A 26,152-nucleotide genomic window follows, 5' to 3' on the forward strand; every position below is an offset into this window, starting at 1 on the left:
CGGCAAGTGACCGTCATGAGTATCATCATTGATCGACGCCTGAACAGCGGCAAAAAAAGTACCGTCAACCGTCAACGCTTTCTGCGACGGTACAAAAACACCATCAAAGAGTCTGTAAAGGAGCAAATCAACCAACGCTCGATTACAGATATGGAGCGTGGTACGGATGTCGCTATTCCCAGGAAGGATGTATCAGAACCGGTCTTTCATCATGGCGATAATGGTCGCAGACAACATGTTCATCCCGGCAACAAAGAGTTCCACACAGGTGACAGGTTCAAGCGCCCAGAGGGTAGTCAGGGTCAGGGGGCAGGTGAAGGCGAAGCCAGTCATCAGGGTTCGGGCATTGATGACTTTGTCTTCCAGATCAACCGGGATGAATTTCTTCAGTATCTCTTTGAAGATCTGAAGCTGCCCAACCTGATCAGGAAAAACCTGATGGACACCACCGAATACTCTCTCAGGCTCGCCGGATTCACCCTGTTTGGCTCTCCTGACCGGTTGAATGTCGTGCGTTCACTCAGGGCCGCTAATGCCCGCAGAATTGCCCTTTTTGGCAAGGAACGCAAATTGATCAGGGAGTTGAAGCGTCAACTCAGGGAGCTTGAGGTACAACCGGGTGGTCGTGACAGGGAGAAGGAAGAGGAGCTGCGCAATCAAATCACTGAATTAAACAAAAAGCTGCGTCGGTTGCCGTTTATTGACGACTTTGATCTGCGCTTTAACAATCTGGTGAGGGTGCCACAACCTTCCAGCAAAGCCGTTATGATCTGTATCATGGATGTCTCGGGTTCCATGACCCGTGAGATCAAGGATATAGCCAAACGATTTTTTCTTTTGCTTTACCTGTTTCTGGAAAGAAATTATGAAGCCACTGAAGTGGTTTTTATAAGACATCATTCCCAAGCACGAGAATGTAACGAACAGGATTTTTTTTACGCCAGGGAAACGGGAGGTACCATTGTCTCTTCAGCACTGGTGCTAGCCAGGCAGATCATTGATGATCGTTATCCATCGGCAAAATGGAATATTTATGTTGCCCAGGCCTCAGATGGCGATAACTGGGACAGCGATAACCCACTCTGTCATGACGCCATTACCCGGAAGCTTCTGCCTCTGGTCCAGTATTTCGCCTACGTAGAAATCGCCAACCGGCATCAGAACCTCTGGCATACCTACAAAGACATCGAAAAAAACTTCAGTGAACAGTTTGCCCAGCAGCAGATTCGTGACCAGAGCAATATCTATCCGGTCTTCCGACGTCTTTTCGAAAAGAAAGTGGAATAGCCATGACTCGCCAGTACCTTTCAACCGGTTCCGAATGGACCTTCGAATTGCTTCATGCTTATGACAGGGCCATTGGTCAGCTGGCAGAAAAATTTAAGCTTGATACTTACCCGAACCAGATCGAAGTCATTAATTCGGAACAGATGATTGATGCCTACGCTTCAGTAGGCATGCCCCTGATGTACCATCACTGGAGTTTTGGCAAAAAATTTCTCACCAACCTTCAAAACTATCAGCGCGGCCACATGGGCCTGGCCTATGAAATCGTCATAAACTCTAACCCCTGCATTGCCTACCTGATGGAAGAAAATTCCATGGCCATGCAGGCGCTGGTGATTGCCCATGCCTGTTATGGTCACAACTCTTTTTTCAAAGGCAACTACCTCTTTCGCCAGTGGACCAATGCAGACTCGATTGTCGATTATTTATTGTTTGCCAGGAACTACATTTATCAGTGCGAAGAGAAATACGGTGTGGATGCCGTTGAAGAGATGCTTGATGCCTGTCATGCGCTGATGAACCAGGGGGTCAATCGATATATGCGCCCTTCTGCTATTTCTGCAGAAATGGAAAAAAATCAGGCACGGGAAAGAGAAGAATATATCCAGAGAAATATCAATGACCTCTGGCGTACGGTCCCGACCAAAAAGGAAGACCCTGCCAAATTGAGAAGACGTTTCCCTCCGGAGCCGGAAGAAAACATTCTCTACTTTATTGAAAAAAACGCCCCACTGTTAAAAACCTGGCAGCGGGAACTGATTCGAATTGTCCGTAAGATAGCCCAGTATTTTTATCCTCAGCGACAGACCCAGGTCATGAATGAAGGCTGGGCCAGCTTCTGGCATTACACACTGATGCATCAGCTCTACCGGGAAGGTCTGATAAACGAAGGCTACATACTCGAGTTTCTGCATTCCCACAGTAATGTCGTGTTTCAGCCGGATTTTGATGATCCACGCTATTCCGGCATTAATCCTTATACCCTGGGCTTTAATATCTACCGGGACATTCGCCGGATATGCGAGCAGCCTACTGAAGAGGACCGGCTCTGGTTTCCTGACCTGGCGGGCAGTGACTGGCTGAAAGCTATCCATCACGCCATGGTTCAATACAAGGACGAGAGTTTTATACTCCAGTTCCTTTCACCCAAAGTGATGCGGGATATGAAGTTATTTTGCATTGATGACGACCACAAAAAAGCCTTCCTGGAAGTCAGCGCCATACACGATGAGTCAGGTTACAAAGCACTCAGGGAGGCATTGTCCAATCAATACAATCTGGGTAATCAGGAGCCTAATATCCAGGTTTATGATGTTGATGTAAGAGGAGACCGCTCGCTGACCCTGATTCATTCCATGCACCTGGGTCAGAACCTTCACGCAGGAACTGCTATGGAAATTCTCAAACACCTGCACCTGCTATGGGGGTTTGACGTACGGTTGAATTCCGTGGACGCTAAAGGTGTGGTACAGCACAGTTACTGTACCTCGGAAATACACTGCACCCCCTGAAAAAACTCATCAGATGAGCTTTTTCAGGACGATGACTAATGCCTGTTATTGAAGAGGCAGGGTCTTGTGGTGATTACCGGTCATGTGTTGCAGAATACGATTGACCTGGCAGCTGTAACCAAATTCGTTGTCATACCAAACGTAGAGTACGCAGCGGTTGCCATCAACAATGGTGGCCTGACTGTCAACAATACCCGCATTACGGTTACCGACAAAGTCACTGGATACCGCTTCAAAAGAGGTCACGTAATCGATCTGCTTCTTGAGATCAGAGAACAGCGCCATCTCGCGGAGATAGCTGTTAAGCTCTTCAACGGTAGTGTCTTTGGACAGATTCAGGTTCAGGATAGCCATGGATACGTTGGGAGTCGGAACCCGAATGGCATTACCGGTCAACTTACCCTGTAACTGAGGCAGCGCCTTTGAGACGGCCTTTGCAGCTCCGGTTTCAGTGATCACCATGTTCAGGGCAGCACTGCGACCACGGCGGGAACCTTTATGGTAGTTATCAATCAGGTTCTGGTCATTGGTGTAGGAGTGAACGGTTTCCACATGGCCATTCTCAACACCAAATTTGTCGCAGATCGCTTTCAGTACGGGTGTGATCGCATTGGTGGTACAGGATGCAGCAGAAATAATCTGATCTTCATCATTGATGATGTTGTGGTTGACACCAAACACAACATTTTTCAGATCGCCCTTGCCCGGGGCAGTCAGCAGAACCCTGGAAGCTCCGTTAGACTGAAGGTGTTGACTCAGACCTTCCTGGTCACGCCATACACCGGTATTGTCTACGATGATAGCGTTGTTAATACCGTAGCTTGTGTAGTCGATGGAATCCGGAGAGTTGGCATAGATAAACCGGATCGCCACACCGTTGGCGTAGATGATATTGTTCTCTTCATCCACACTGATGGTGCCATTGAATGAACCGTGGACCGAGTCACGTCTCAGCAGACTGGCACGCTTTTGCAGATCGTTTTCCGCTTTGCCCTTGCGAACGACAACCGCTCTCAAATTCAGGCCGGAACCACCTGCTCGTTCAACAAGAATTCGAGCCATGAGTCGACCAATACGACCAAAGCCGTAGAGAACGACATCTTTATCGTCATGGCCATTGCCATTCTTGCCATCCACGAGCCCGGAGACCTGACTGCGAACGTACGCTTCCAGGGTTTGCTTGCCTTCACTTTTTTCGTAGCCGGATGCCAGCTTACCAATATCAATTCTGCCCGGAGCCAGATTCAGCTTGCTCAGCAATTCAATGACAGGGAATGTCTGACGGACACACAGGGCAGAACCTTCCACCTGACGCACGTATTTGTGAGATTTAAGGATGTCAATCACAGAACGGTTGATGATTGAGCGGCCATAGATCGAGGTCACAACGTTGTTTTCGCGATACAAGCGGCCGATCAATGGAATCATGGATTCGGCTAAGGCTTCACGTTCTCTCCAGTCCTGAAAATGGTCTTTTCCCACGGTTCCAATCCTGTAATTTTTATGCACTCAAGGCTGTCAATCAGCTCAAGGCTGTTTACTTCTGGCAGACTGTCACCCGAAAGCAACCGACAGGTTACCTCAAACAACATAGGTCTACGTTTTTTGGCCTTTCGGCTCAGGGGCTATTATCCAGAGTTCACCCCCACTTGGCAACAAAGTACAACAAACTTTAACACTGCGTCCAATCACTCTTCGACTTTACAGGCAATTGTTGGTGCGCTAGTGCATGGTATCTGTTGCTCCGAGCAGCTACAATTGCGGATCTAGCGTATTAAGAACAAGTCACCTTTCATGTCGCAGGCCAACTTGAAATCATCTTCTTTCCAGCTTCCAGAGACTCCGGGGCATAAAACCTTCTGGGGTCATTTAAGCCAGTCAACAAGCTCATACGCCATAGCCAGTGCCGCCCGGTCAACCCGCAGGCCGCTTCTGGTTATTACCCCGGATTCCGCTCATGCCAATGCCCTTGAAGAAGAACTGAATTTCTTCCTAAAAGGTGATCGGTCCACCCGGATTCTGCACTTTCCCGACTGGGAGATACTGCCCTACGATGCTTTTTCTCCCCATCAGGACATCATTTCCCAGCGGCTGAAAACCCTGTATCGACTGCCTCGCAGCGAAAAGACCCTGCTGATCATCTCGGTTTCCACCCTGCTGCACCGACTCTGTCCCCGGGATTATCTGGAATCCAACTGTCTGGTTTTGAAGCGGGGTGAAACCTTTGTACTTGCCGAGAAAAGGCAACAACTGGAACAGGCGGGTTATCGTTGTGTTGAAACAGTCTACGAGCATGGTGAGTTCGCAATTCGGGGGTCACTCATGGATATCTTCCCCATGGGTTCCGATACCCCCTACCGGATTGACCTGTTTGATGATGAAATCGATACCCTGCGAATTTTTGATCCGGAAAGCCAGCGCTCCATAGAACAGGTTGATCATATAGAACTGCTTCCAGGTCATGAATTCCCAATGGACAAGACCTCCAGAGATCGCTTCCGCAGTCTGTTCAGAGAAGCGTTTGATGTGGATCACCGTGAGTGTCCCGTGTATCAGGACATAGGACAGGGAATGGCAAGCCCGGGTATTGAATATTACCTGCCCCTGTTTTTCGAAAAGACAGCCACGCTGTTTGATCATTTGTCCACTGACACAACGATCATTCAATATCAGGGCGTGCAGGAAGCGATTGAACACTTCTGGCAGGATCTGACGGATCGCTACGAAAACCGGAAAGTCGATAAACACCACCCGCTTCTGCCTCCCGCAAAGGTTTTAATGCCTTCAGAAGAAATCAACCGGGCTCTGAAACAATACCCGCGTATTATCCTGTCAGCTGAGCATGTTGATGCCCCGGACAGCTTCAACCTTGATCACCAGTCATTACCTGAGCTGACCCTGAATGCCCGAGCCGACCACCCTTTAAAGCCTCTTGAAGACCTGATCGAGTCAGGACCAAGGGTTCTTCTGGTGACCGAGAGCGCGGGTCGCAGGGAAGTCCTGCTGGAAATGCTGGCCCAGTCCGATATTCGCCCCGATACATTCAACAGCTGGGATACCTTCCTGAGCAGAAAAGAGACGCTGGGGATTACCCTGGGTACTTTAGCATCAGGATTCTTTCTCAAAGATCTGAATATTGCCCTAATTCCGGAATCCCTGCTTCTGGGCCAGAGAGTTATGCAGCGCCGCAGGCGAAAAGGCGATACCCAGACCGATACCGATCAAACCATCCGTAACCTGACCGAGCTGAGAGAAGGTGCTCCGGTCGTCCATATTGATCATGGCGTAGGACGTTATCGTGGGCTTCAAACCCTGTCCGTTGATGATCAGGAAACCGAATTCCTGACCCTGGAATACGCCAGCGAAGCTAAACTCTACATTCCTGTCGCTTCTCTGCATCTTATTGCCCGTTACACCGGCACGGATGATGAGCTTGCTCCTCTGCACCGTCTTGGCAGCGAACAATGGTCCAGGGCTCGTCGCAAAGCGGCTGAGAAGGCCAGAGATGCTGCAGCGGAGCTACTGGATATCTACGCCCGACGAGAAGCCAGAAAGGGCTTTGCCTTTTCGGCACCGGATCAACAGTATCATGCATTCACGGCCGGCTTTCCGTTTGAGGAAACACCGGACCAACAGCAGGCAATTATCAATGTCATAAAAGACATGTCTGAGGGTAAACCCATGGACCGACTGGTCTGTGGTGATGTCGGTTTTGGCAAGACAGAAGTGGCTATGAGAGCAGCCTTTCTGGCAGTCCAAAGTGGCAAGCAGATAGCGATCCTGGTCCCGACCACCCTGCTGGCTCAGCAGCATTACGAAAGCTTTCGTGACCGTTTTGCCGACTGGCCCGTTGAAATCGACGTAGCCTCACGTTTCAAATCGGCAAAGCAAATTCAAGGACTCAGGGAGAAAGTCGCAGAAGGCAAACTGGATATCATTATTGGTACCCACAAACTGATTCAGGGTGATTTCAAGTTCAAAAATCTGGGCCTGTTGATTATTGATGAGGAGCACCGCTTCGGAGTCAGGCACAAGGAAATGCTGAAATCCCTGCGTTCCGAAGTTGATATTCTGACTCTGACGGCTACCCCGATCCCACGGACACTTAATATGGCAATGTCGGGTATTCGCGACCTGTCAATCATAGCCACGCCACCTGCACGACGGCTGTCAGTTAAAACCTTTGTTCGACAAAACGATCAATTACTGGTCAAAGAAGCCATTCTGCGTGAGCTATTGCGCGGCGGTCAGGTCTATTACCTGCACAACGAAGTTTCCAGTATCGAGAAAGCGGCTGCTGATTTGCGGGAGCTTATTCCTGAGGCACGTATTGCCGTCGGTCACGGTCAGATGCGTGAAAGAGAGCTGGAGCAGGTCATGTCCGACTTCTATCACAAACGACATAATATCCTGGTCTGTACTACCATCATTGAGACAGGTATTGATATACCGAATGCCAATACCATTATCATCCACCGATCGGACAAGTTTGGCTTGGCACAATTGCACCAGTTGAGAGGTCGGGTCGGTCGATCTCATCATCAAGCCTATGCTTATCTCTTGACACCTTCACCAAAATCCATGACCAGGGATGCTCTGAAAAGACTGGAAGCCATTGCCGAAGCCCAGGACCTGGGAGCTGGCTTTATGCTGGCATCCAATGACCTGGAAATACGGGGAGCGGGTGAGTTGCTGGGTGAAGATCAGAGTGGGCAGATTCAGAATGTTGGCTTTACACTCTATACCGAAATGCTTGAGAAAGCAGTGGAAGCGATCCGAAAAGGTGAAACACCGGACCTGGACAAACCTTTACAGCAAGGCAGCGATGTGAACCTGCGGTTACCCGCACTGCTTCCGGAGGACTATATTCATGATGTTCATAACCGACTGATTCTCTATAAACGAATTGCTGCAGCGAAAAACGACGAAGATCTGAAAAACCTTCAGGTTGAACTGATTGACCGATTCGGCCTGTTGCCGGAACAGACCAAGAACCTTTTTCGGCAGACCCGTCTCAGGTTAAGAGCCGAGAAAATGGGTATTATCAAAATTGATGCCGGTGCCACCAGTGCCCGAATCGAATTTAACAGTCAACCGGACATTAACCCCATTGCCATCATTCAGCTGATTCAATTTGAGCCGCACCTATTCAAACTGGAAGGTAGCAGCGTGTTGAAGTACAGTGGCTCCATGGAAAAAGGCGAAGCACGATTCAAGCTGCTTGAGCAACTATTGGATCGACTGGCCCCGTAAGAGTGAGAAGCAGTCATGCGTCTTTTCGATCAATGTCTGCTTCATACGGCTCTGAGTCCTCTAAAACTGTTTACGAAACGGCATGACCACACTTTTGAAGCCCACTGTTCAGATACCTCAGCACTGGCGCACCGCTGCACACCAGACTGAAGGTCAAAGAGTTTCAGGATTAAGCAGGGATTTTATGAAACGCCTTGAGCTGAAAAAAACGACTGTTAATCACAATGTCACCTTCGGCATGATTCAAAAAGCGATCGGTACCCTACTTCTGGGCACAGTCTCCATAACGGCCATTGCCAGTGAGGATACCCAGTGGTACCAGGCTGACGTGATTGTATTTTTGAACGAGCAGAGTACGAGTGACAATGAGAAATGGCCTGGTATTACCGCTCACCCTCTTCCCGCTGACGCCATTAAGCTAAAATCCTACAACTCCGGGACAGACGCAAAAGGAACCTCTTCTGATCTCACTGACTTTCTGGATCGTCCTGACAAAAAGCCTGCAACAGATCTGGAGCGGGATGCCTTTGTGTCCCTGCCCTACCCATCACACTTGTTGCAAAGTGAAAGCAGTGCCCTGTCCAAAAATGGTGGCTACCGGATTCTCGATCAAAAAGCCTGGCTGATGCCGCTCAGGGAAGGCAAAAGTTCGAGGCCAATCAGGATAGGCAACTACAACACACAAAGTAAAAAACCCAGTATGTTGGAAGGTACCGTTACGATCAGCTCCAGTCGTTATCTGCATGTAAAAGTTAATCTCTGGTACAGCGAACTGGCATGGGAAGCACTGGCAAAAAACATGGAGAATGTTCAGCCGCACCCGGAGTCTCAAAAGAAACCAACCCTGGATAAAAATCTGCAACTGGTCAGGGCACCTGACGGTCAGCCCATGAAGATTTCCCGTAATTTTCATTTGCAGGAAAGTCGCAGAATCAAAAACAGTGATGAGGTTCAGTACCTGGACAGCCCGGTCATCGGTGTTCTGTTCAAACTGACGCCCTATAAAAAGCCGGATAAACCTTTGCTACCTGAAATGGAAGCTGACCAGGAAAAAAGCCCGGAGCCAGGGATACTACCCGGAATTGTCGATCAGGAAGGCAGCTGATTCGGAGTAATACCCATCGTGCTTTCTAACCCGAGACAAGGCGGCGTGGAAAGTTCGATTGGTATAAAAAGAGCTGTCAGTGGCGCAGCTCTTTTTTCATGATAAAGCTGTTCTTGTCCTGGTTTGACTCATAGGTCACCTGATCCATCAGCTTGTTCACAATGTGTAGACCACGGCCACTGCACAACCAGGCTTCAGGATGCTCAGGATCAACGACCATTTCAGTCGTATTCTGCATGACATCGTCCGGAATACTGTGTCCCCAGTCGCTAACAGAAATATTCATCATGGTCTTGTCCAGATTGATACACACTTCCACCGGATGGCCCGCTTCATTTTCGTAAGCATGCTCAATGGCATTGTTGACAATCTCTACCAGACAAAGCTCTAGCCGATTAATTTCAACAGGAGAGAGAGTGGTCATGGCACAGACACCCCTGACCGCCATAGCCACTAGCCTGGTATTGGATAACTGGCTGTCGATTTCCAGCTTCAGCACCTGTGACATGTCAGCTCCCTTTAACAGCCTCAGCCACTGAACCATGGAGTTTGAACAATTTATCCATGGACGTAAGATCAAACAGATCCTGCACCGCAGGTTGTGCAGAAGCCAGACTGAGTGACCCCTTACCCGACAATTTCTTAAGACCCGCTACCAGCACGCTCAAGCCTGTGCTGTCCATAAAACGCACTTCGGCAAGATCGACAATCAGCTCGGATTTGCCCTCTTCAATCAGATCAAACACATAGGTTTTAAACGCTTCGGCAACGGAAGCATCGAGACGGGACTCATCAATCCGGACCACTGTAATCTGGCCTTCCTCGTAGTGTTCAAACGCCATGCCATCCTCCTGGCTTTCAGGGTTTCCATTCCAGTAACAGGTAGGTCACATCGTCATCGAAACGGTCCAGCTCACTCCAGTCTCTGACATTTTTCTCTACCTGGTCAACAACTGATTTTAAATCGTCATCTAAAGTATCTTGCAGGCATTGCAGCAAACGGGCCTCACCAAACTGTTGACCTTCAGTGTTTTCGCATTCCGTCACTCCGTCAGAATAGAGAAACAGACGGTCACCCGGCTGAAACTGCAAAGTGCTGGAGATGTATTCCATGTCCGGCATCATACCGATGGGCACTCCTCCACCCATTACGGGCTCTACAAAGGCTTTATCACGATGAATCCATAAGGGTTGCGGATGACCCGCCTGTGATAATGTCACCTGACCTGTGCGACTATTGATAAGTCCATAGGCAATGGTGAAATAAAGCATCGACTCAGGTGTCAACTGAAACCGCCGGTTCAGTGAGGCCAGAACCTTTTCGGGCGCACGCACCTTATTGAATGGTTCATGATCCAATGTTTCCTTGACGATGGAGCCTCTGCCCGATGTTTCTGAGAGAATATTATTCAGAGTAAATGAAAAGAGCGCTGAGGGAATACCATGCCCGGCCACGTCCAGTTGATAGAACCCTAAGGTTTCACCATCAATAGCCTGATAACCAAACATGTCCCCGCCCAGTATTTTGCTGGGCTGGAAAAACCAGTCAAAAGAAACATGTTGTATGGTCGCCGGTTGAGCCAGCAAAACTTCCTGGGCTTTGGCCGCCGATTCAAGATCTTTTTCAACGGTCTGAATCGCTTCAACCAGGCGTGTATTCTGCAGCTCGAGCTGCCTCTCAAGTTCGATGATACGAATCCCTGCTTTCAGGCGGGCAGCCAATTCATCAAAATTAACCGGCTTGGCAAGAAAATCATCCGCCCCGTCATTCATGCCTTCAACAACTGCCTTATGATCTGCATTACCGGTGAGCAGGATAAAATAAATATAACGTCCAAGATCTGTTTTTCGGGTCTGCCTGAGCAGTTCCAGACCATCCATCTCAGGCATCATCCAATCGCTGATGATAATTCTGACATCCTGATGTTCCCGCAGAATCTCCAGAGCCTGTCTACCATTCTCGGCCTCGAGTACCTGGTGCCCCTGCTTTTTCAATACCACGGAGAGCATCAAACGCTGGTCACGAGCATCTTCAACGATAAGAATATTCATTTAGCCTATATCGGCCGGGCCTTATTTCATCTTAATCAGTGGCTATCATTATCGGGTGAGTTACCTGACTCTGGTTCAGCATTCGCTTTATGAATCACTTTCATCACCGGATAGGCGAACTCCGCTCCTGCTTTTTGAACTGCAGAAGCAATGATCAACATGATGCTTTCCTGGACCCTGACAAAGTCCACTCTGCCCTTGGGAATGACATGCACCCGGACCTGACACTCCAGTGATGAATCCCCATATTTTAGAAACCTTGCATAGTGGGGCTCCGAACAATCCAGCTCGGGATGCTGAAGAAATTCTGTCGTGATCTGATTCATGACGGCGGGGATCTTGTCCAGATCCTCGTAGCGAATACCAAAGTTTTCAACAACCCGGCGGTTACGCATTCTGGATGGATTTTCCAAAACGATACTGGTGAAGACCGAGTTCGGGACAAACACGGGTCTGCGATCAAAATTTCTTATCTGGGTCAAGCGCCAGCCAATATGTTCTACATGGCCTTCTATCTGTCGGTCCGGAGAACGAACCCAATCGCCTTCTTTAAAGGGTTTATCCAGCATTAACATCAAACCACCAAAGAAGTTGGCCAACCATTCCCTGGCAGCCATACCCACAATCAAGCCGCCTACGCCACCAAAAGTCAGCAGCGCGGAGAGCGAATAGCCCAACTTTTGCGCCAGAATCATCACCGCCAGAACAATCAGAACGATATGAAAAAACCGTGACAGGGTTCTGGCCAGGTCGAGATCTTTATCTTGAACGCCCGAGATCTCGGCAATGTTCGGTAACTGCCTGATGAGTCTCAGCAGAAGCCAGAGTGGAAGTAATACTGAGCAGACAGCTTCTGATGTGGCCAGCCAGTCATGGCCTTCTTCTTCACTATGATCAACAAACCAGTGAGCGAGGTAAAAAAAACATAACAACCACGGAAGAAGCAACAACGGAGGACGAAAAGCTGAGGCCAGACAGGCTCTCACCGATTGATTCTCAGATTGAGCCCATCGACTGAGAAGGAAGTGGCTGAACCAGGAAACGATAACAGCAGCCACAATCGCTGTCACTAGATCGACATTATCCCCTTTAAGAAGACCCTCCCAAAACATTGCCTGCTCCTCGCACAAGAAAACCCCATGGTAAAGGGGATATCGGCCATCGCCTTCCCGGTTATATTCAGACCATTGAAATTATCCTCAAGGGATAAAAGCTGGACGAACATACTTTGATTTCAACACTAAAGGGTTGAAATCAATCTATCATAGCCGGTTCAGCCGTTTTTGCCGGTGTCTGCTTCAACTTGCCGAGCCACTCTTGCGGGACATCAAGCGTCCGGGTCGGGAAGGCAATATCAGCGTCATGAGAATGGATAATAGCCATTATCCTGACCAGGACATCCTGTTTGACCCTGAGGTACTCTGCCCAGTCTCTGGTACATGTAAAGCAATAGACTAAAATATCGAGGCTGGAGGGCCCAAAGGCATTGAGCGATACGAGAAGAGTCTTATCGCTGGCGATTTCATCGTTGTCGTTCAGATACTGTCGTATTTCCTCGACGATCACTTCCACCTTCTGGCCATCCTGATACCTCAGGCCAACAGTTTCCTTGATCCTTCTATTTTCCATTCGCGATGGATTCTCAACAGAAATGCTGTTGAAAGTGGCGTTGGGAACGTAGAGTGGTCGCTTATCAAATGTCTTGATGCGGGTTTCTCTCCAGCCAATGTATTCCACAGTGCCTTCAATGTTTCTATCCGGCGAACGAATCCAGTCACCAACCCGGAAGGGTTTATTTAGGTAAATCATCAGACCACCAAAGAAATTGGCCAGCATATCCTTAGCGGCAAAACCGACTGCCAAACCTCCAACACCACCAAATGCCAAAAGACCTGAGATACTGTAGCCAAGTGACTGTAATACAGTCAGAAAACAGATGATGATGACCACAATTCTGCTTAATCTGCCAATCGCTACTACGGTCGTTGGATCATTAGACTTATCGCCTGCCAGTTCAGGATTCAGGAAGTTTCGTTCCAGCTGACGAATGAAACGGATAATGCTCCAACCCACCAGGGTCAGGATAATGACATCCCTGAGATTATTCAGACCATCGATTAACTCAGAATCCGTAGCCTTGGCAACTACAGCAACAACCCAGCAGAAACCAATGACCCAGATCAGCAGGATCAGAGGGGTTCTGAGTCCCCTGATAACGGCATCATTCCAGGGGGTAAGGGCTGCACGACCATCTCTGGAAAGATGAGCAAACACTCTGGACAAGATCAGATTGATAACGCCTGAAATCAACAGGACAATAACGGCCTGAATAACCCATTGAGGAATATCCAGTTCATGAAAAAAAGGGTGAGAAAGAGACATTATCAGACTTCCGGATAGGGAACGGGACACTTAGCACTGAGAATGATTTCATTCCCACAGGATTGAAACCATTCTATTGTCGTTTTATGGCAGATCAGTTAAATCGTTCAGAAAGGTAATCCAGTCTGTCCTTGCAACTAAGATAGCGATCCATAGTCACCAGCTCTTCCAGAGCTCGACCGCCACGGGCCTGAAGAGATGAAAGATCAGGCGTTGAGAAAGAAGACCGTTCAAGCCAGGGCAAAACTTCCCGGACACCCTCCCTGCTGCTTAATAACAATAAATCACAACCCGCGTTCAAGGCTTTTTCGACCCGGACAGTGTAACTTCCGGCTGAAGCTGCACCCTCCATGGTCAGACAGTCGCTGATGACTAACCCATTAAAACCGATCTGTTCTCTAAGGATGTCTTGCAACCAGATTGATGAAAAACCACAAGGCTGATCATCTACTTCAGGAAAAACAATGTGTGCGGGCATAATCGCTTCCATGCCCTGCTCTATCAGAGCTTTGAATGGCACCATATCTTGCTGCTGGATGGCACTCAGCGAACGATTGTCCGTGGGCAGGGTCAGATGAGAATCTTCGTTAACACTGCCATGGCCGGGAAAATGTTTACCCACACAGGCCATTCCTGATTCACGGACACCACTGCACCATGCACCAGCCAGTTTAATCACGTTTTCTGGCTCACAGCCGAAGGCACGGTCGCCCACTATATCGGTCAGACCCAGGTTCAGATCCAAAACTGGAGCCAGACTCATGTCAAGGCCGCAGGAGAGTAATTCTTCTGCCATAAGCCAGCCACAATCCTCAACCAACTCCAGGGCTTTCTGGGGATCACAGTTGAAATAGCTGGCGTAACGCCCGGCAGGCGGCAAACGGGTAAAGTCGTTTCTGAAACGCTGAACCCTACCACCTTCCTGATCCACCATCAAAATCAGGTTCTGTCTGATACTTCTTATGTCTCTGACCAGATCACAGAACTGTTTGCGATCGTGAAAATTCCGGGCAAAAAACAATACGCCGGCAACACCGGGATGCAGGAGTAATTCCCGCTCTTCAGGCTGGAGTGTCTGACCTTCAAGGTCGATTATCAGAACGCCAGTATTTTTCGCATTGTTATGATCATGCCTATACATACTTTTCTTGCTCTCCTGACCCGTCTGCATGCGATAAAACTACTCTGGCAGAATATCAATAGTAGTTCCGGGATGAACCCGGTCAAATAAATCAATCATGTCATGACCATGCATCCTGATACAGCCTCTCGAACCCGGCTCACCCATCACAGCGGTATCGGGTGATCCGTGGATATAAATATACCGTCGCATGGTATCGACATTTCCCAGACGGTTGTAGCCGGGTTCAAGACCGCTTAACCAGAGAATTCTGCTTAAAATCCAGTCCCGACGTTCAGAGTATTGTTGTAATAGTTCGGGTGAATAGATCTCACCCGTGTATCGCCTTCCCACAAAAACCGCATGGAGAGGGAGGCCCTCACCGATTTTCGCACGAATAATATGACGCCCCAGTGGAGTCTGCCAGCTACCTTCCTGCTGCCCTGTTCCTTTACTGGCGGTGGATACAGAGTAACAAATCTTTTCTGCACCCTTTTGCAGCAGCTCCAGAGTCTGCGAGGCAATTCTAACATTAATGTGCACAGATGAATCTCGTATTGACTGGTTTCGCTTTGGCTCAGGCTCGAGAGCCAGCAACTCGAATAAAGATTATCGACCATTCTTATAGGTGGCATGAGCGCGCAGACCAGCTGCCATAAATGGCACCATTCTTCTCATAATGTTCTCAAGATTGTCATCAATGTCATAATCTCTCTGGGCAATGGAGAGAAGTGCATCGGCGCCAGATACGGAAAAGACAGCAGAGCCAAGACTGAAATAAGTACGCCAGAATTTATCGGCTATCGGAAGGTCAGGACAGGCCCTGAACAACAACTCAAAGTATCGGCTGAAGACGGTTCCATAAGTTTCCGTCAGATAACGCTTCAAATGCCCCTGGTTCTGTGTGAAAGCCAGCCCCATGAGTTTCATAAAAATAGAGATGTCATCGGGCCTTCTGGGTTTTACAGCAAGAATATGGTCAACAAGTATCTCAAGCACAGCCTCAAGATCAGGTGGCTCACTCTGATCGGACCACTCATCCAGAGTGGTATTCAGCCCTTTCATGAAGGGGTCCAGAAAACGGGCAAAAACCGCCTGTATCAGCGCTTTTTTGGAACCAAAGTGATAGTTCACTGCAGCCAGATTAACCCCTGCCTGTTTTGTAATGGTTCTTAAGGAAGTCTCTGAGAAGCCATGTTCAGCGAAGAGCAGTTCGGCTGAATCCAGAATTCTTTCGACAGTTGAAAGTTGTGCCATGGTACAAAGAATTTTATAAGTTTATTAAACGACTGTGTAGAACCTACGTATCTGGCCCTGAACTGTCAAGGCTGCTGCAGCTTGAATCGACTTCAAGTCAACACTTCAAGCCAATGCTCTGGACGACCTTGCATACCTTTTATGCTTACCCTCTAGAACAGCCACCCTATGGTGGACCTAATGTCAAGAAAATAAATCAATAATTTAAGTCAAGTCCTGCATAGCAAGGAATACGGGAAAGCTCTTGCTTTGAGGGCATTCTGTTTGGGCTATCAACGGGACGGAGAAATATGTGGTAGGCATCACGGAAAGCCAGTCGACAATCATTTTTATTTTAGGGTCTATTTACCAATCGATTTATTCCTGATGGGGGTGGTGAATGTCGGTTTATACTACTGATAGTAATGTCGTCATAACCGATGTCAGCAGATACTTTGCCAATCATGTAAAATATTGTCATTTTATCGCTACTGTCTATGAACGAGCTGCTGCTTTGCGGAACAAAGTGTTTTTTGCCAGAGCAGTTAATAGAGCTGCATTTTGTACCGGGAACCCATACGTCACTCGAGCCGGTATCTAAAACGACTTTAAATATTTGATCATCAGATCCAATTTAATTACAGTGTAATAAATCTCATTACGACTATTTTGCGTTGATATCTTTCCTTTAGCCATCTCTGGCTCACGAATTTCCAAATAGAATCGCTCTTAGGGTAGACATTAAGCTCAAAAAAGATTCATTTCCAGCGGCAGAACTCACCTTGAACAGCCACAATAAAGCTTCGAAAAATTATCAGAGCTGAACAAAATGAGTACTGCAAATAGTAGACTGGTTGAAAAAACTGCTGACGTGCTTCGACCGGTCTGAACTCCTCAGCATGGCGGAGCAGCTTGGTTTTACTATACGACAGCGAGATATCCGCCCCTTGGACTTTATCCTTTCACTGATTGGTGCCCTTGCTGGTGATGGAAACTGCGATACTCAAGCCGATCTCCACCGAAAATTTAATGAGTTGACGGGGCTGAATGTCTCCTATCGTTCCTGGGCAAATCAAGCTAAAAAAGACGCGATGCCTGCTCTTGTCCTCTGGCTATGGCTGCAGTGTCTGGAAGTCTTTACCCGCAAAGTCATGGCGTTTGATGAGGACAGTCCATTTTCAGAGTTCGAGCACATTCTGATTCATGACGGCTCATCGCAGGCTGTCTACGATGCCTAAAGGAAACATTTCCCGGCAGGTTCTCAACGGTCAGTCCTGCTGCTGTCGAACTGCATACGACAATGGATCTTCTTACCAACAATCTGGTGCGCGTGCAGCTCACTGAAGATACCCTTCAGAAAGAGACTGTCTGCCACCACTGCCAACCTCCATGGCCAATATCCTGATGCTGATGGATGCCGGTTATTTTGAGTTGGAACGCTTTGCTGCCATTGATGATCGGGAGGGTTCTTTTGGAAGTGTTGTCTGGCTTCCCTAAAGATCAATGCCTCGACCTGGATGTAGAATGGCCGGGATTCAAGGCCTGGCCATATCGTTTAGTTGTCCGCTGGAATGACAGTAGACTGAAATGGGTATTCATTGTAACCAACCTCAACTGGGTTGAGTTCACCCTGAGTGAAGTACTTCAGGCTTATCGTCTACGATGGCAAATAGAGCTTATCTTCAAAGAGATCAAGTCTTATTCAGGGTGGCATCGTTTTAACACTAAATCAGCGACACTGGTGTTTAGCCTGATTCTGATGTCCTTCGTGATTGTGACCTTGAAAAGGTACCTTGCCCATGCTGCGCAGGCGAACCTCTACGAAAGTGGAGCCATTGAAGAAATCTCGACGCATAAGGCGATGAAAAGTGGAACCCGGCTGTTTGGTAATGTCATTTTATCCCTGATGAATGCAGGAAAGTCTCTGCTTTCACATACAAGGAAGCTGCTCAACTTCTGGACAGATAATGCGAAACGTGAACACCGTGCACGAGATGACTCTATGTAGATAAAAAAAACCTCCTTGATTTTAGACGGTCATTTGAGGTTCAGCTCGAACCAGATAATAAATTAATGGATTCATGACCATGATTTTCATTGGGTAATGTTTTTGTACGAAAACTATCTGATTAATCAGTATAATGCCTTGAGTGTTTTTGGTTCATTGAGCCTGTCATGTAACTTGGCAAAACCAATCCGATCATCTGTTTTATCGAAAACGGTGTAAAACGCTCTCATGAATGGATTTCCAAGGATCCAAGATTCATTATTAATTCCGGGCATTTCGTCAATTCCAGCATGACATTCAACCATTCCAAAGCAGTTTTGCTCTTTGACTACATAAATTTGTGGGGGAACCTCATAGATATGGCCACCAATGGAGACCTTCAGAGGTGGAAGTTGGCTGACGTTTGAGCAATCTGCTTTCACATCAAGAGATTCAAGAATGGATTCGACGTCTTTTTCTGGCCCATAAATATAAAGTGCCCCTGTATCAATATGGGCTTTGCATTGTCTTTCTTGACAGCTTAGGAGAATATTTTTTGCTCCGACTGAGATGCCGTCAAAAGAAATATCGTAATAAGGATGTTCACCATCGATAGCTATCAGGGAGTGCCAGTATATAGGCCCCTGATAATAGAAAGGGTCGGGCTCACCGATAATCATAACACTACCGCCCTTGTTGGTTTTTTGGGACAGGTAGAACGAAAAGACAGCTTTATCGATCAAACCCTGTTTTAGGGCATTGTCTAACCATGATGGGATGATACTATTGCTCTTAAAACCCAAGCCTAAAACGCCATCGAACGGATGGTCCTCGATATCATCTGAAATAACGTCGGCTACAGCAAATCCCTGAGATACTACCTTTATGCCACCGAGAGTAATATCATCATAACCGAAGATACCAGATATTTTACCTCTGGCGTAACTTAGGTTCAGTCTGTGGCTAGTGCGTACAAACGAGCTGCTGCTTTGTGGATCAAAACGTTTTTTGTCAGAGCAGCTGTTTGAATCACATGTTGTACCAGGAACCCAGATATAACTTGATCCGGTATCTAAAAGAACTTTAAATACCTGATCGTCAGATCCAATTTTTATCTCGCCGTAATACTGCGTATTACCGAAGTTGTGTAGTAATGTCTTTCCTTTAGCCATTTCTGGTCCATAAATTTTCAAATAAAGTCGCTTACCGGGAAGGTCAGCCATATTGCTGCTGGTTACTGGAATGCGGTTAAAAACAGGAAGATCTGCAAAAACCGCTGAATCAGATAGAGAAAAAATACATATAAAAATATTTTTTAAAAAGAGGTTGTTCATAACAATTACCTTTCAGACTCTATGTAGTGCCTGCCCGAAAACCCACAAATAATCCGATTCAGCAGGCAGCAGGCAGCAGGCAGCAGGCAGCAGCAAAAATTTTAGGTTAAAATTCAGCCTACTCATCTGTGGGTGCTACTTTTTGGTTTATTTCTGTTCATTTTGTGAACAACTTTCCGATTTTTGAGCACAGGGCAACCTCACCCAAAGGTGAACCTGGTTGCCAACAAGCCCGTTTCTCTTTTCAGGCCGCTTTTTTACTTGTATGGGCTGCCTGCTTTTGTAGCAAGGTACCCAATCGATACAGATTCGTACCCAGAACTGCCAGAGACACATAACGACGGAAGCTATCAATGCCAGTATCCGGGCATCAGTCCAGCCCATGCTGTTCGAGGGCATCAATATCAGATTCTACAGCGGAGTGCTTCCTTTTTGCCCTGATAAACTCCGGGTGTCGCTCACGAAACCTGTCCTGTTCTGACCATTTGCCCTTTTTGGGCAACACTGTCCGGTCGAGTAATTCTTCCAGTTTTTCAAGATTTTCTTTTGAGCAGAAACCCTGGTCATAACTGACTTGTGATACCTGGGGAAATCGCTGTTTGGCACCTTCCGCAATAGTTACAGTCACTTGGTCGCCCGTCTGTTTATCCATGACCAGATGATGCAGGTTAAAGCCAAACTGATCCTGCAATACGTAGACTCTGAGGCCAAGTTCCACAGGGGTGCCAGCCTTACCTTTGCTGATCCATTCAGTATGACATTCGAATAAAGAAAAAACCTTCTCATTATGAGGGATGCTTTCATGATTCAATACACGACGGACAATCAGCTGACACTGGTAGTCTGAATCTTTTACCCAACGTTCCAGTTCTTTTAACCGCAAGTCCCCTGGCGTACGTGCTCTCAGGAGCTTTAAGGTGACTTCTGCCTTGCTAATAAGCTTCTGACTGCAGGCATCATAGTCGGCATGGGCAGCTTCAATATCATTCCGCCGGACATCCCGAAGCGCCTCGTTGGCCGAGGTGGATCGTTTCAGGTTGCGGGCTTTGTGAAATCGCTTCTTATGCTGCTCCTGCAAATAGCGGCTCTGTCGCCACAGGCTTTCATGCTGCTCCGAAAACAAAGTGGTTGCCCACTCTATCAACTTGCAAATAGCATCTCTGAGCAGGTTGATATCCGTCGGAAAGTGAACATTGGTTTTTACGACGATCGAGTCAGCGCGGGCGCGTAACCTCTCTTCTTTTTTTTACCAATTCACGGCCAGCATTGACGACGACCTGATTGATCTGGTCCAGAATTTCCGGTGTGAACAATGAGATGTTATCTTGCAGGGTTTGCAGTTTGTACTGGTGTTCACAGTAAGACCCATGGCCTGGAATCTTTCGGTGAGTTCCATGCTCGTTAGCCAGCTCAAGAAGCCGGTCGTAGTCGCAGTTAATGACCAGCCGCAAGGCGCCAAAAACCAACACCCTCCAGGGATCCATTCCGGGACGCCCGTTACCTTGGTCGGCAGCTATCATACCCTCAAGCACGTGAAAAACCTGATTCCTCAACTCGATATTTGTCCAGATATATTGCAATGCCAAGAGCAAGCGGGGAATGTCATCCCTTGACCTGAGATTGAATGTAATGGCAGAGATATCAACCTCGCCAAGCTGTATTTGTGGATTAATGGTCTGGCGCATAAGTTCGGGAACGTCCTGTTGTGGAAAACCTTCGTTCCTTAAATTAGGCTATAAGCCGCTATTTAAAAGTATTTGAGGGTTTTCGGACGGGCACTAATTAAGTGGCTAAAATAACCTCTGGACAATCATAAACAAAGAGCCAAACCCGGTTTTTAATTACCTCCGGATATTTTTATTAACAAAAGCCTGAAAGCAAACCAGACTCCATAATTTGGACAAATAGATAAGTTAATTTTTTATGGCAGAACTTCGGAAAGAGAAACATCTACCACGATAACGAGCCTCTATTGCAGGAAACAAAGTGTTATCGTAACTAACTAACCGGTCAGTGATTTCTGAGAAAAGAAATAATTAAATATCAAGTACCAGGGCAATACTGTAACCCGGGATTTATGGCTATTTGCTCAGCATGGAAGCAGTGAGTTTATTCTCACTAATTAATTTTTATCAAGAAAGGGAGAGTAGACTATGCAACCTATCAGACAATCAACCGAACCAATGCAATGGCAGACATCAAAACCGCCAGTTAACTCCCTGGAGGTCTCCGAAAAGGCTTCTAATATTGTTACAAAACTGATCAGAAAGCTGTCACTCAAAATCCTGCCTAAGGCCGTCAATGACGACAAAAGCAAGGTAGTGTCTGCTACCAGCCTGGCTCCGGTTCTGGGCATGCTTCTGGCGAGTATGGATGATAAAGAAAGGAAGGCATTGATTCTGGACATCCCCGTAGATACCTTAACTGATGACCTGGAGAATGCAATCCATAAAAAACTCGGTGAAGCCAGCGTAAAACACGCTTATAGTAAGGATCCTGATCAGAAACAGGCAGTCTCTTGCGCTGGCTTTATGGCTACTGAAGATGCCTCCAGGGATGAGCAGCTTGATCAGAGGCTGTCTGAATGTTATCAAACTGAAAAGCTCGACTGTCATGACAGCTCCGTAGCACGCGTCGCAGGAAGTTACATTAATGAGAAAACCAATGAAAAAATTAAAAACTTGTTTGATTGTTATCCTGAAACTGAGCGGGATAACATTAAAGCGGCCATTGGTAGCGTGATACAATTCGATTGTAACTGGGAGAAAGCATTTTCTCCAAATGATACAGTCCCGGGCAATTTTCTTTGCGCAGATGGAACTCATATTAATGACGTAAAGATGATGCAGATGTGGGAAAATTGCCACTATTCCTATAACAGAACATTTGGCGCCATAGCCAAAAATTTCCGATCTGTGAATGGAGAAAACCTTAGATTTGTTGCGATATCACCCCGCGAAGAAAGTGCAACAGCAATTAACTACCTTAGTTCCAAAATAATCACTGATCTGATTAGCGATACAAGACATAATAAAGCGATATTTAATATAACGCTACCTAAAATAAACGTAGTAGAAAGTTGTGATATTCAATTACTCGAGATAATTTGCGAGACATTTGGAACCGACGTAATAGTCGCACAAGACTTAGCAAAATTAGGCAAACCGGAAAATAGTAATCTGAGTATTCTTCTGAAGACTGTACTATCCATTAATGAAGAAGGTGCTCAGAAAAAGCTTTTGAGTGATGAAAAAATTTCTGTAAGGTGCTTACCCAAAGTAGGTAGCTTTGACTTTGTTTGCCCTGGTTACATTGCCATTGTAGACGAAAATGAAAATCGGTTGGTTGAGTTGATCATTAAGGATGGTCGTTTTTTTGAATTTGCTCCGGCCGAGACCATTTCTTCTGAAAGTTTGAGCACTGATGACTGTAAAGCTGAAAGCAAAAGAGCTAAAATCGAAACCAATACAAATGGTAGGAAAAAGCTTGCTTCCAAAAAACGCGGAAAAAGCGGTGAAGCTACTATTGACTCTATAATAGAGCACTTATCTGAGAAAACAAAAATCAAAAGTATTGATGCGAGTCCTCTAATACGTCATAGCTTTGATCCGAATGGGGAGTTTAATATCGAAAGTGCCTATTCAGGTAGATCTGATTTATCTATCAAAACTCGTACCAAGGAAGACGCTATTAAAATCAAAGATAAAATATCAGAATGGCTGGATTACAAACATGAATGTTTTGTTAAAGTTATCGAGATCTCTGATGGCTCTCATGTAGAAGTTTCATTTGACGCATGGGATGCACTGTTTAAGAAGTTAAAATCTACACATTCATAAATAAAGTGCCAAATCCGGAGATTAACCATCTCCGGTTTTTTTTAACAAAAGCTTAGCCTGTAGTTGCCCCCACAGGTTAAACAAACGGACAATTAAAGTTTTTGGGTAGAGATAACTTCACTATGGCAACCAGGCTCTATTGCTGGGAACAAGGTGTTATCGTAACTAACTAACCGGTCAGTTTTTTCTGAGAAAGGAAATACTTAAATATCAAGTACTAATGGCAATACTGTAATTCATCATTTATGACTATTTGCAATAGCATGGAAGCAGTGAGTTTATTCTCACTACTTTGTATCAACCAAAGGAGAGAATACTATGCACTCATTTACCCCAACCGGAACAATTAGAACTTCAAGCCAGGCAATGCAATGGCAGCCATCTAATATGCCAGCAACTTCCTTCGAGATCACCTCACAGGCTTCAGATATTGTTAAAAAACTGATAAATAAAGTGTCAATCGGGATCTTATGTACTCAGGATGCCAAGGACCACAAAAGCAAGGTGATCTCTTCTGTCAGCCTGGCTCCAGTACTGGGTATGCTTCTGTTGTGTATGGATGATAAAGCCAAAAAGGCATTGATTCTGGAAATCCCCGAAGAATCCTTAACTGATGAGCTGGAGACTGAAATCCATAAAAAACTCGGTGAATTCAGCAAAGACCACCCTTACGGAAGCCATCCTGATCAGTTGATCTCTTGCGCTAACTTTATTGCTTCTGCCTTTTGCGTCAGTTTTGAGCAGTTTGAAAAAATACTCTCTGAATGTTATCTAACCCAAAAGCTGGAAGGTGCTTTCTGGGACGTAGCTGATGTCACAGAAGCTTTTGTTAAGGATAAAACCAAAGGAAAAATAGAAAAGTTGTTTGATGGGTTGAACGAAGTTAAAGCAGTAATTGGTAATGTAATACATTGCCGGGCTGTCTGGGAGGATAGTTTTTCTCCAGATGAAACGGCTGCTGGAAGTTTTCTATGCGCAAATGGAACTTGTATTGATAACGTCAAGATGATGTCTAAAACTGAAACGGTTCAATGTGCTTCTAACAGGAGATTTCGTGCCATCGCAAAGGAATTTCAATCTGTGAATGGAGAAGATCTTAAACTGGTCGCAATAAAGCCGCATAATAAAAGTGCCACAGCGATTGATAAACTTGATTCTGACACGATTAACGAGTTAACTGAACAATTAAATCATAGACAAGCGGAATATACGCTAACGCTACCCAAAATAAACATGGACAGTTGTGACACTCAGTTACTCAAGAAAATATGTAAGGTATTTGGAACTGACATAGTAGCGGGAGATCTAACAAAATTAGGCATTTCGGCAGATGATAATCTGGAGATGCTTCAGAAAATCATATTTTCTGTTGATGAAAAAGGTGCCAGCTGTGCGATGGCGACTGTTGCACAAATTCAAACAAGGTGCGAAAAACCTCGCTTTGATTTTGACTGCCCTGGCTACATTGCCATTTTAGACAAAAAAGGTAATCGGTTGATTGAGCTGGTCATTAAGGATGGCAGCTTTTTGGAGTGTGTTGGAGACCCTATAATCTCCACCGATGGAGAATCAGGCTCTAATAATCTGGCAAGTTTTAACAGTTTTTATATGTCTGATAGCGAAGATGATAGTTTTTATAGCGATGATGATAGTTTTTATAGCGATGATGATAGTTTTTATAGCAAAGATGATCAAGAACCAGTGCATCGCAGTAAAATAGATTTACCCACAAAAATAAAGCTGGTAGAAAAAGACTTATCTGCAATAACACGCTTATCTTTTGACCCTCTTGAAACTATAGATGTGAGTGCTTTTATAAAAGACTGTTATAATCCGGATGGAAAGCTTAATATTAAAAGCGCTAAGGCAGATAATCACAGGCTATATATGACAACATCTTCTTTGGATGACGCTAAAGATATTAAGAAAAGAATATTAAAATCCATTGGAGAAGACTATAGTTGCTATGTTGAAATTCGCGAAAGAGCTACTCCTATTCAAGTAGATGTTTTAATTAATCCTTGGAAAAAAATGATTGATCAAATAACTTCTGGATTTATCAGTTCTTATATTTCTGATAGCGAAGATGATAGTTCTTATAGCAAAGATGATCCAGAACCAGTGGATCGCGGTGAAATAGATTTACCCAAAAAAATAAAGCTGGTGAAAAAAGACTTATCTGCAATAACACGCTTATCTTTTGACCCTCTTGAAACTGTAGATGTGAGCACTTTTATAAAAGACTATTATAATCCGGATGGAAAGCTTGATATTAAAAGCGCTAAGGCAGATAATCACAGGTTAAAAATGACAACATCTTCTTTTGATAACGCTAAAGATATCAGGGAAAGAATATTAAAATCCATTGGAAAAGAATATAGTAATTCTGTTAAGATTTATGAAAGAGCTAAACCTATTCAAGTAGATGTTTTAACCAATCCCTGGAAAAAAATGATTGATAAAATAACTTCAGGACCTACCGATTCTTATATTTCTGATAGCAAAGATAATCCTATAATTACAACTGCTGAAAAACAGAGCTCTGATAATCTGGCAACTCTTAACGATTATGATATGCCTGATAGTAAAGTTTATACATCTGATGATCAATTCACAATTGAGAAAGATGTAACCGATCTAACTTCGATAGATAGGATTAGTACTTTAATACAACACCACTATAATCCGAATAGCGAGTTTGATGTTCGGATCGCTGTGGCAGATCATATGCAGCTAACACTCAATATGTCTTCTAAGGATGAAGTTATAGAGCTTAGAGAAAGAATATTAAAATCAATTGGAGATAAACATAGCAAATTTGTTAGGATACTCGGTCAAAATTCTCCTTTTGAATTAGAGGTTTCTTTTGAAGCTTGGGAAGCACTGCGCAATAAGTTAACTTCTAATCAATCATGAATCAATACAATGCCAAATCCGGAGATTAACCACCTCCGGATTTTTTATTAACAAAAGCTTAAACTATAGTGGCCCCATAGGATGGACAGACGGACAATTAAAGTTTTTCGGGCAGAGATATCTCCACTAT

The 26,152-nt window shown here is 45.8% G+C and carries 19 protein-coding genes and 1 pseudogene; 8 read left to right on the forward strand and 12 right to left on the reverse strand.

Annotation, left to right across the window (positions count from 1 at the left end; genetic code table 11):
- Positions 1-15 precede the first annotated feature (15 nt).
- Together ACOMG9_RS11945 and ACOMG9_RS11950 are read left to right on the forward strand one after the other, a co-directional pair.
- Positions 16-1,287, forward strand: a complete 1,272-nt coding sequence (locus ACOMG9_RS11945; protein WP_448217055.1) for a YeaH/YhbH family protein — start codon at positions 16-18, stop codon at positions 1,285-1,287.
- A gap of 2 nt (positions 1,288-1,289) precedes the next feature.
- The gene (locus ACOMG9_RS11950; RefSeq protein ID WP_448217056.1) at positions 1,290-2,798 is read left to right on the forward strand and encodes a SpoVR family protein; all 1,509 of its coding nucleotides are present in this window, start codon (positions 1,290-1,292) and stop codon (positions 2,796-2,798) included.
- 45 nt (positions 2,799-2,843) lie between these two features.
- Here the strand turns inward: ACOMG9_RS11950 and ACOMG9_RS11955 are convergent, their stop codons facing one another.
- On the reverse strand, positions 2,844-4,280 hold the full coding sequence (locus ACOMG9_RS11955) for a glyceraldehyde-3-phosphate dehydrogenase (RefSeq protein WP_422133755.1): 1,437 nt from the start codon (positions 4,278-4,280) through the stop codon (positions 2,844-2,846).
- A gap of 312 nt (positions 4,281-4,592) precedes the next feature.
- Here ACOMG9_RS11955 and mfd point away from each other — a divergent pair, with 312 nt between their 5' ends.
- The gene (mfd, locus tag ACOMG9_RS11960) at positions 4,593-8,051 is read left to right on the forward strand and encodes a transcription-repair coupling factor (protein WP_494530288.1); all 3,459 of its coding nucleotides are present in this window, start codon (positions 4,593-4,595) and stop codon (positions 8,049-8,051) included.
- 82 nt (positions 8,052-8,133) lie between these two features.
- Positions 8,134-9,156, forward strand: a complete 1,023-nt coding sequence (locus ACOMG9_RS11965; RefSeq protein WP_494530289.1) for a CsiV family protein — start codon at positions 8,134-8,136, stop codon at positions 9,154-9,156.
- A 76-nt stretch (positions 9,157-9,232) separates the two neighbouring features.
- Here ACOMG9_RS11965 and ACOMG9_RS11970 read toward each other — a convergent pair whose 3' ends face one another.
- The 9 genes from ACOMG9_RS11970 to ACOMG9_RS12010 all read right to left on the reverse strand — a co-directional run bounded on the left by ACOMG9_RS11970 (position 9,233) and on the right by ACOMG9_RS12010 (position 16,580).
- A complete protein-coding gene (locus ACOMG9_RS11970) occupies positions 9,233-9,664 on the reverse strand; it encodes an ATP-binding protein (RefSeq protein WP_448217058.1) in 432 nt (143 codons plus the stop codon).
- 1 nt (position 9,665) lies between these two features.
- The gene (locus tag ACOMG9_RS11975) at positions 9,666-9,998 is read right to left on the reverse strand and encodes an STAS domain-containing protein (protein WP_448217059.1); all 333 of its coding nucleotides are present in this window, start codon (positions 9,996-9,998) and stop codon (positions 9,666-9,668) included.
- A gap of 16 nt (positions 9,999-10,014) precedes the next feature.
- Entirely contained in the window at positions 10,015-11,208 is a 1,194-nt protein-coding gene (locus ACOMG9_RS11980; RefSeq protein WP_422137962.1) for a PP2C family protein-serine/threonine phosphatase, read from the reverse strand.
- A 35-nt stretch (positions 11,209-11,243) separates the two neighbouring features.
- Positions 11,244-12,320, reverse strand: a complete 1,077-nt coding sequence (locus ACOMG9_RS11985) for a mechanosensitive ion channel family protein (RefSeq protein ID WP_494530290.1) — start codon at positions 12,318-12,320, stop codon at positions 11,244-11,246.
- Positions 12,321-12,462: 142 nt separating this feature from the next.
- On the reverse strand, positions 12,463-13,590 hold the full coding sequence (locus tag ACOMG9_RS11990; RefSeq protein WP_494530291.1) for a mechanosensitive ion channel family protein: 1,128 nt from the start codon (positions 13,588-13,590) through the stop codon (positions 12,463-12,465).
- 94 nt (positions 13,591-13,684) lie between these two features.
- Positions 13,685-14,731, reverse strand: a complete 1,047-nt coding sequence (nagZ, locus tag ACOMG9_RS11995) for a beta-N-acetylhexosaminidase (protein ID WP_494530292.1) — start codon at positions 14,729-14,731, stop codon at positions 13,685-13,687.
- 39 nt (positions 14,732-14,770) lie between these two features.
- Complete coding sequence (locus ACOMG9_RS12000; protein ID WP_448217063.1) at positions 14,771-15,253, reverse strand: L,D-transpeptidase family protein; 483 nt, start codon at positions 15,251-15,253, stop codon at positions 14,771-14,773.
- 66 nt (positions 15,254-15,319) lie between these two features.
- Positions 15,320-15,967, reverse strand: a complete 648-nt coding sequence (locus ACOMG9_RS12005) for a TetR/AcrR family transcriptional regulator (RefSeq protein WP_448217064.1) — start codon at positions 15,965-15,967, stop codon at positions 15,320-15,322.
- A 334-nt stretch (positions 15,968-16,301) separates the two neighbouring features.
- On the reverse strand, positions 16,302-16,580 hold the full coding sequence (locus ACOMG9_RS12010; RefSeq protein ID WP_448218641.1) for a pepsin-like aspartyl protease: 279 nt from the start codon (positions 16,578-16,580) through the stop codon (positions 16,302-16,304).
- Between the two features lie 265 nt (positions 16,581-16,845).
- Here ACOMG9_RS12010 and ACOMG9_RS12015 point away from each other — a divergent pair, with 265 nt between their 5' ends.
- Positions 16,846-17,184 (forward strand): hypothetical protein, encoded by a 339-nt coding sequence (locus tag ACOMG9_RS12015; RefSeq protein WP_448217065.1) that lies wholly within the window; start codon positions 16,846-16,848, stop codon positions 17,182-17,184.
- Between the two features lie 239 nt (positions 17,185-17,423).
- On the forward strand, positions 17,424-17,954 hold the full coding sequence (locus ACOMG9_RS12020; protein WP_494530391.1) for a transposase: 531 nt from the start codon (positions 17,424-17,426) through the stop codon (positions 17,952-17,954).
- Between the two features lie 125 nt (positions 17,955-18,079).
- On the opposite strand, the gene ACOMG9_RS12025 is transcribed toward ACOMG9_RS12020, so the two are convergent.
- Positions 18,080-19,267 (reverse strand): pepsin-like aspartyl protease, encoded by a 1,188-nt coding sequence (locus ACOMG9_RS12025; RefSeq protein ID WP_494530293.1) that lies wholly within the window; start codon positions 19,265-19,267, stop codon positions 18,080-18,082.
- A gap of 244 nt (positions 19,268-19,511) precedes the next feature.
- Positions 19,512-20,952: pseudogene (locus tag ACOMG9_RS12030) on the reverse strand (ISNCY family transposase).
- A 468-nt stretch (positions 20,953-21,420) separates the two neighbouring features.
- Between ACOMG9_RS12030 and ACOMG9_RS12035 the strand changes: the two are divergent.
- Positions 21,421-23,106 (forward strand): serpin family protein, encoded by a 1,686-nt coding sequence (locus ACOMG9_RS12035; RefSeq protein ID WP_448217068.1) that lies wholly within the window; start codon positions 21,421-21,423, stop codon positions 23,104-23,106.
- 318 nt (positions 23,107-23,424) lie between these two features.
- Entirely contained in the window at positions 23,425-26,022 is a 2,598-nt protein-coding gene (locus tag ACOMG9_RS12040) for a serpin family protein (RefSeq protein WP_494530294.1), read from the forward strand.
- Positions 26,023-26,152 lie beyond the last annotated feature (130 nt).

Source organism: Endozoicomonas sp. PH6C (assembly GCF_059322965.1).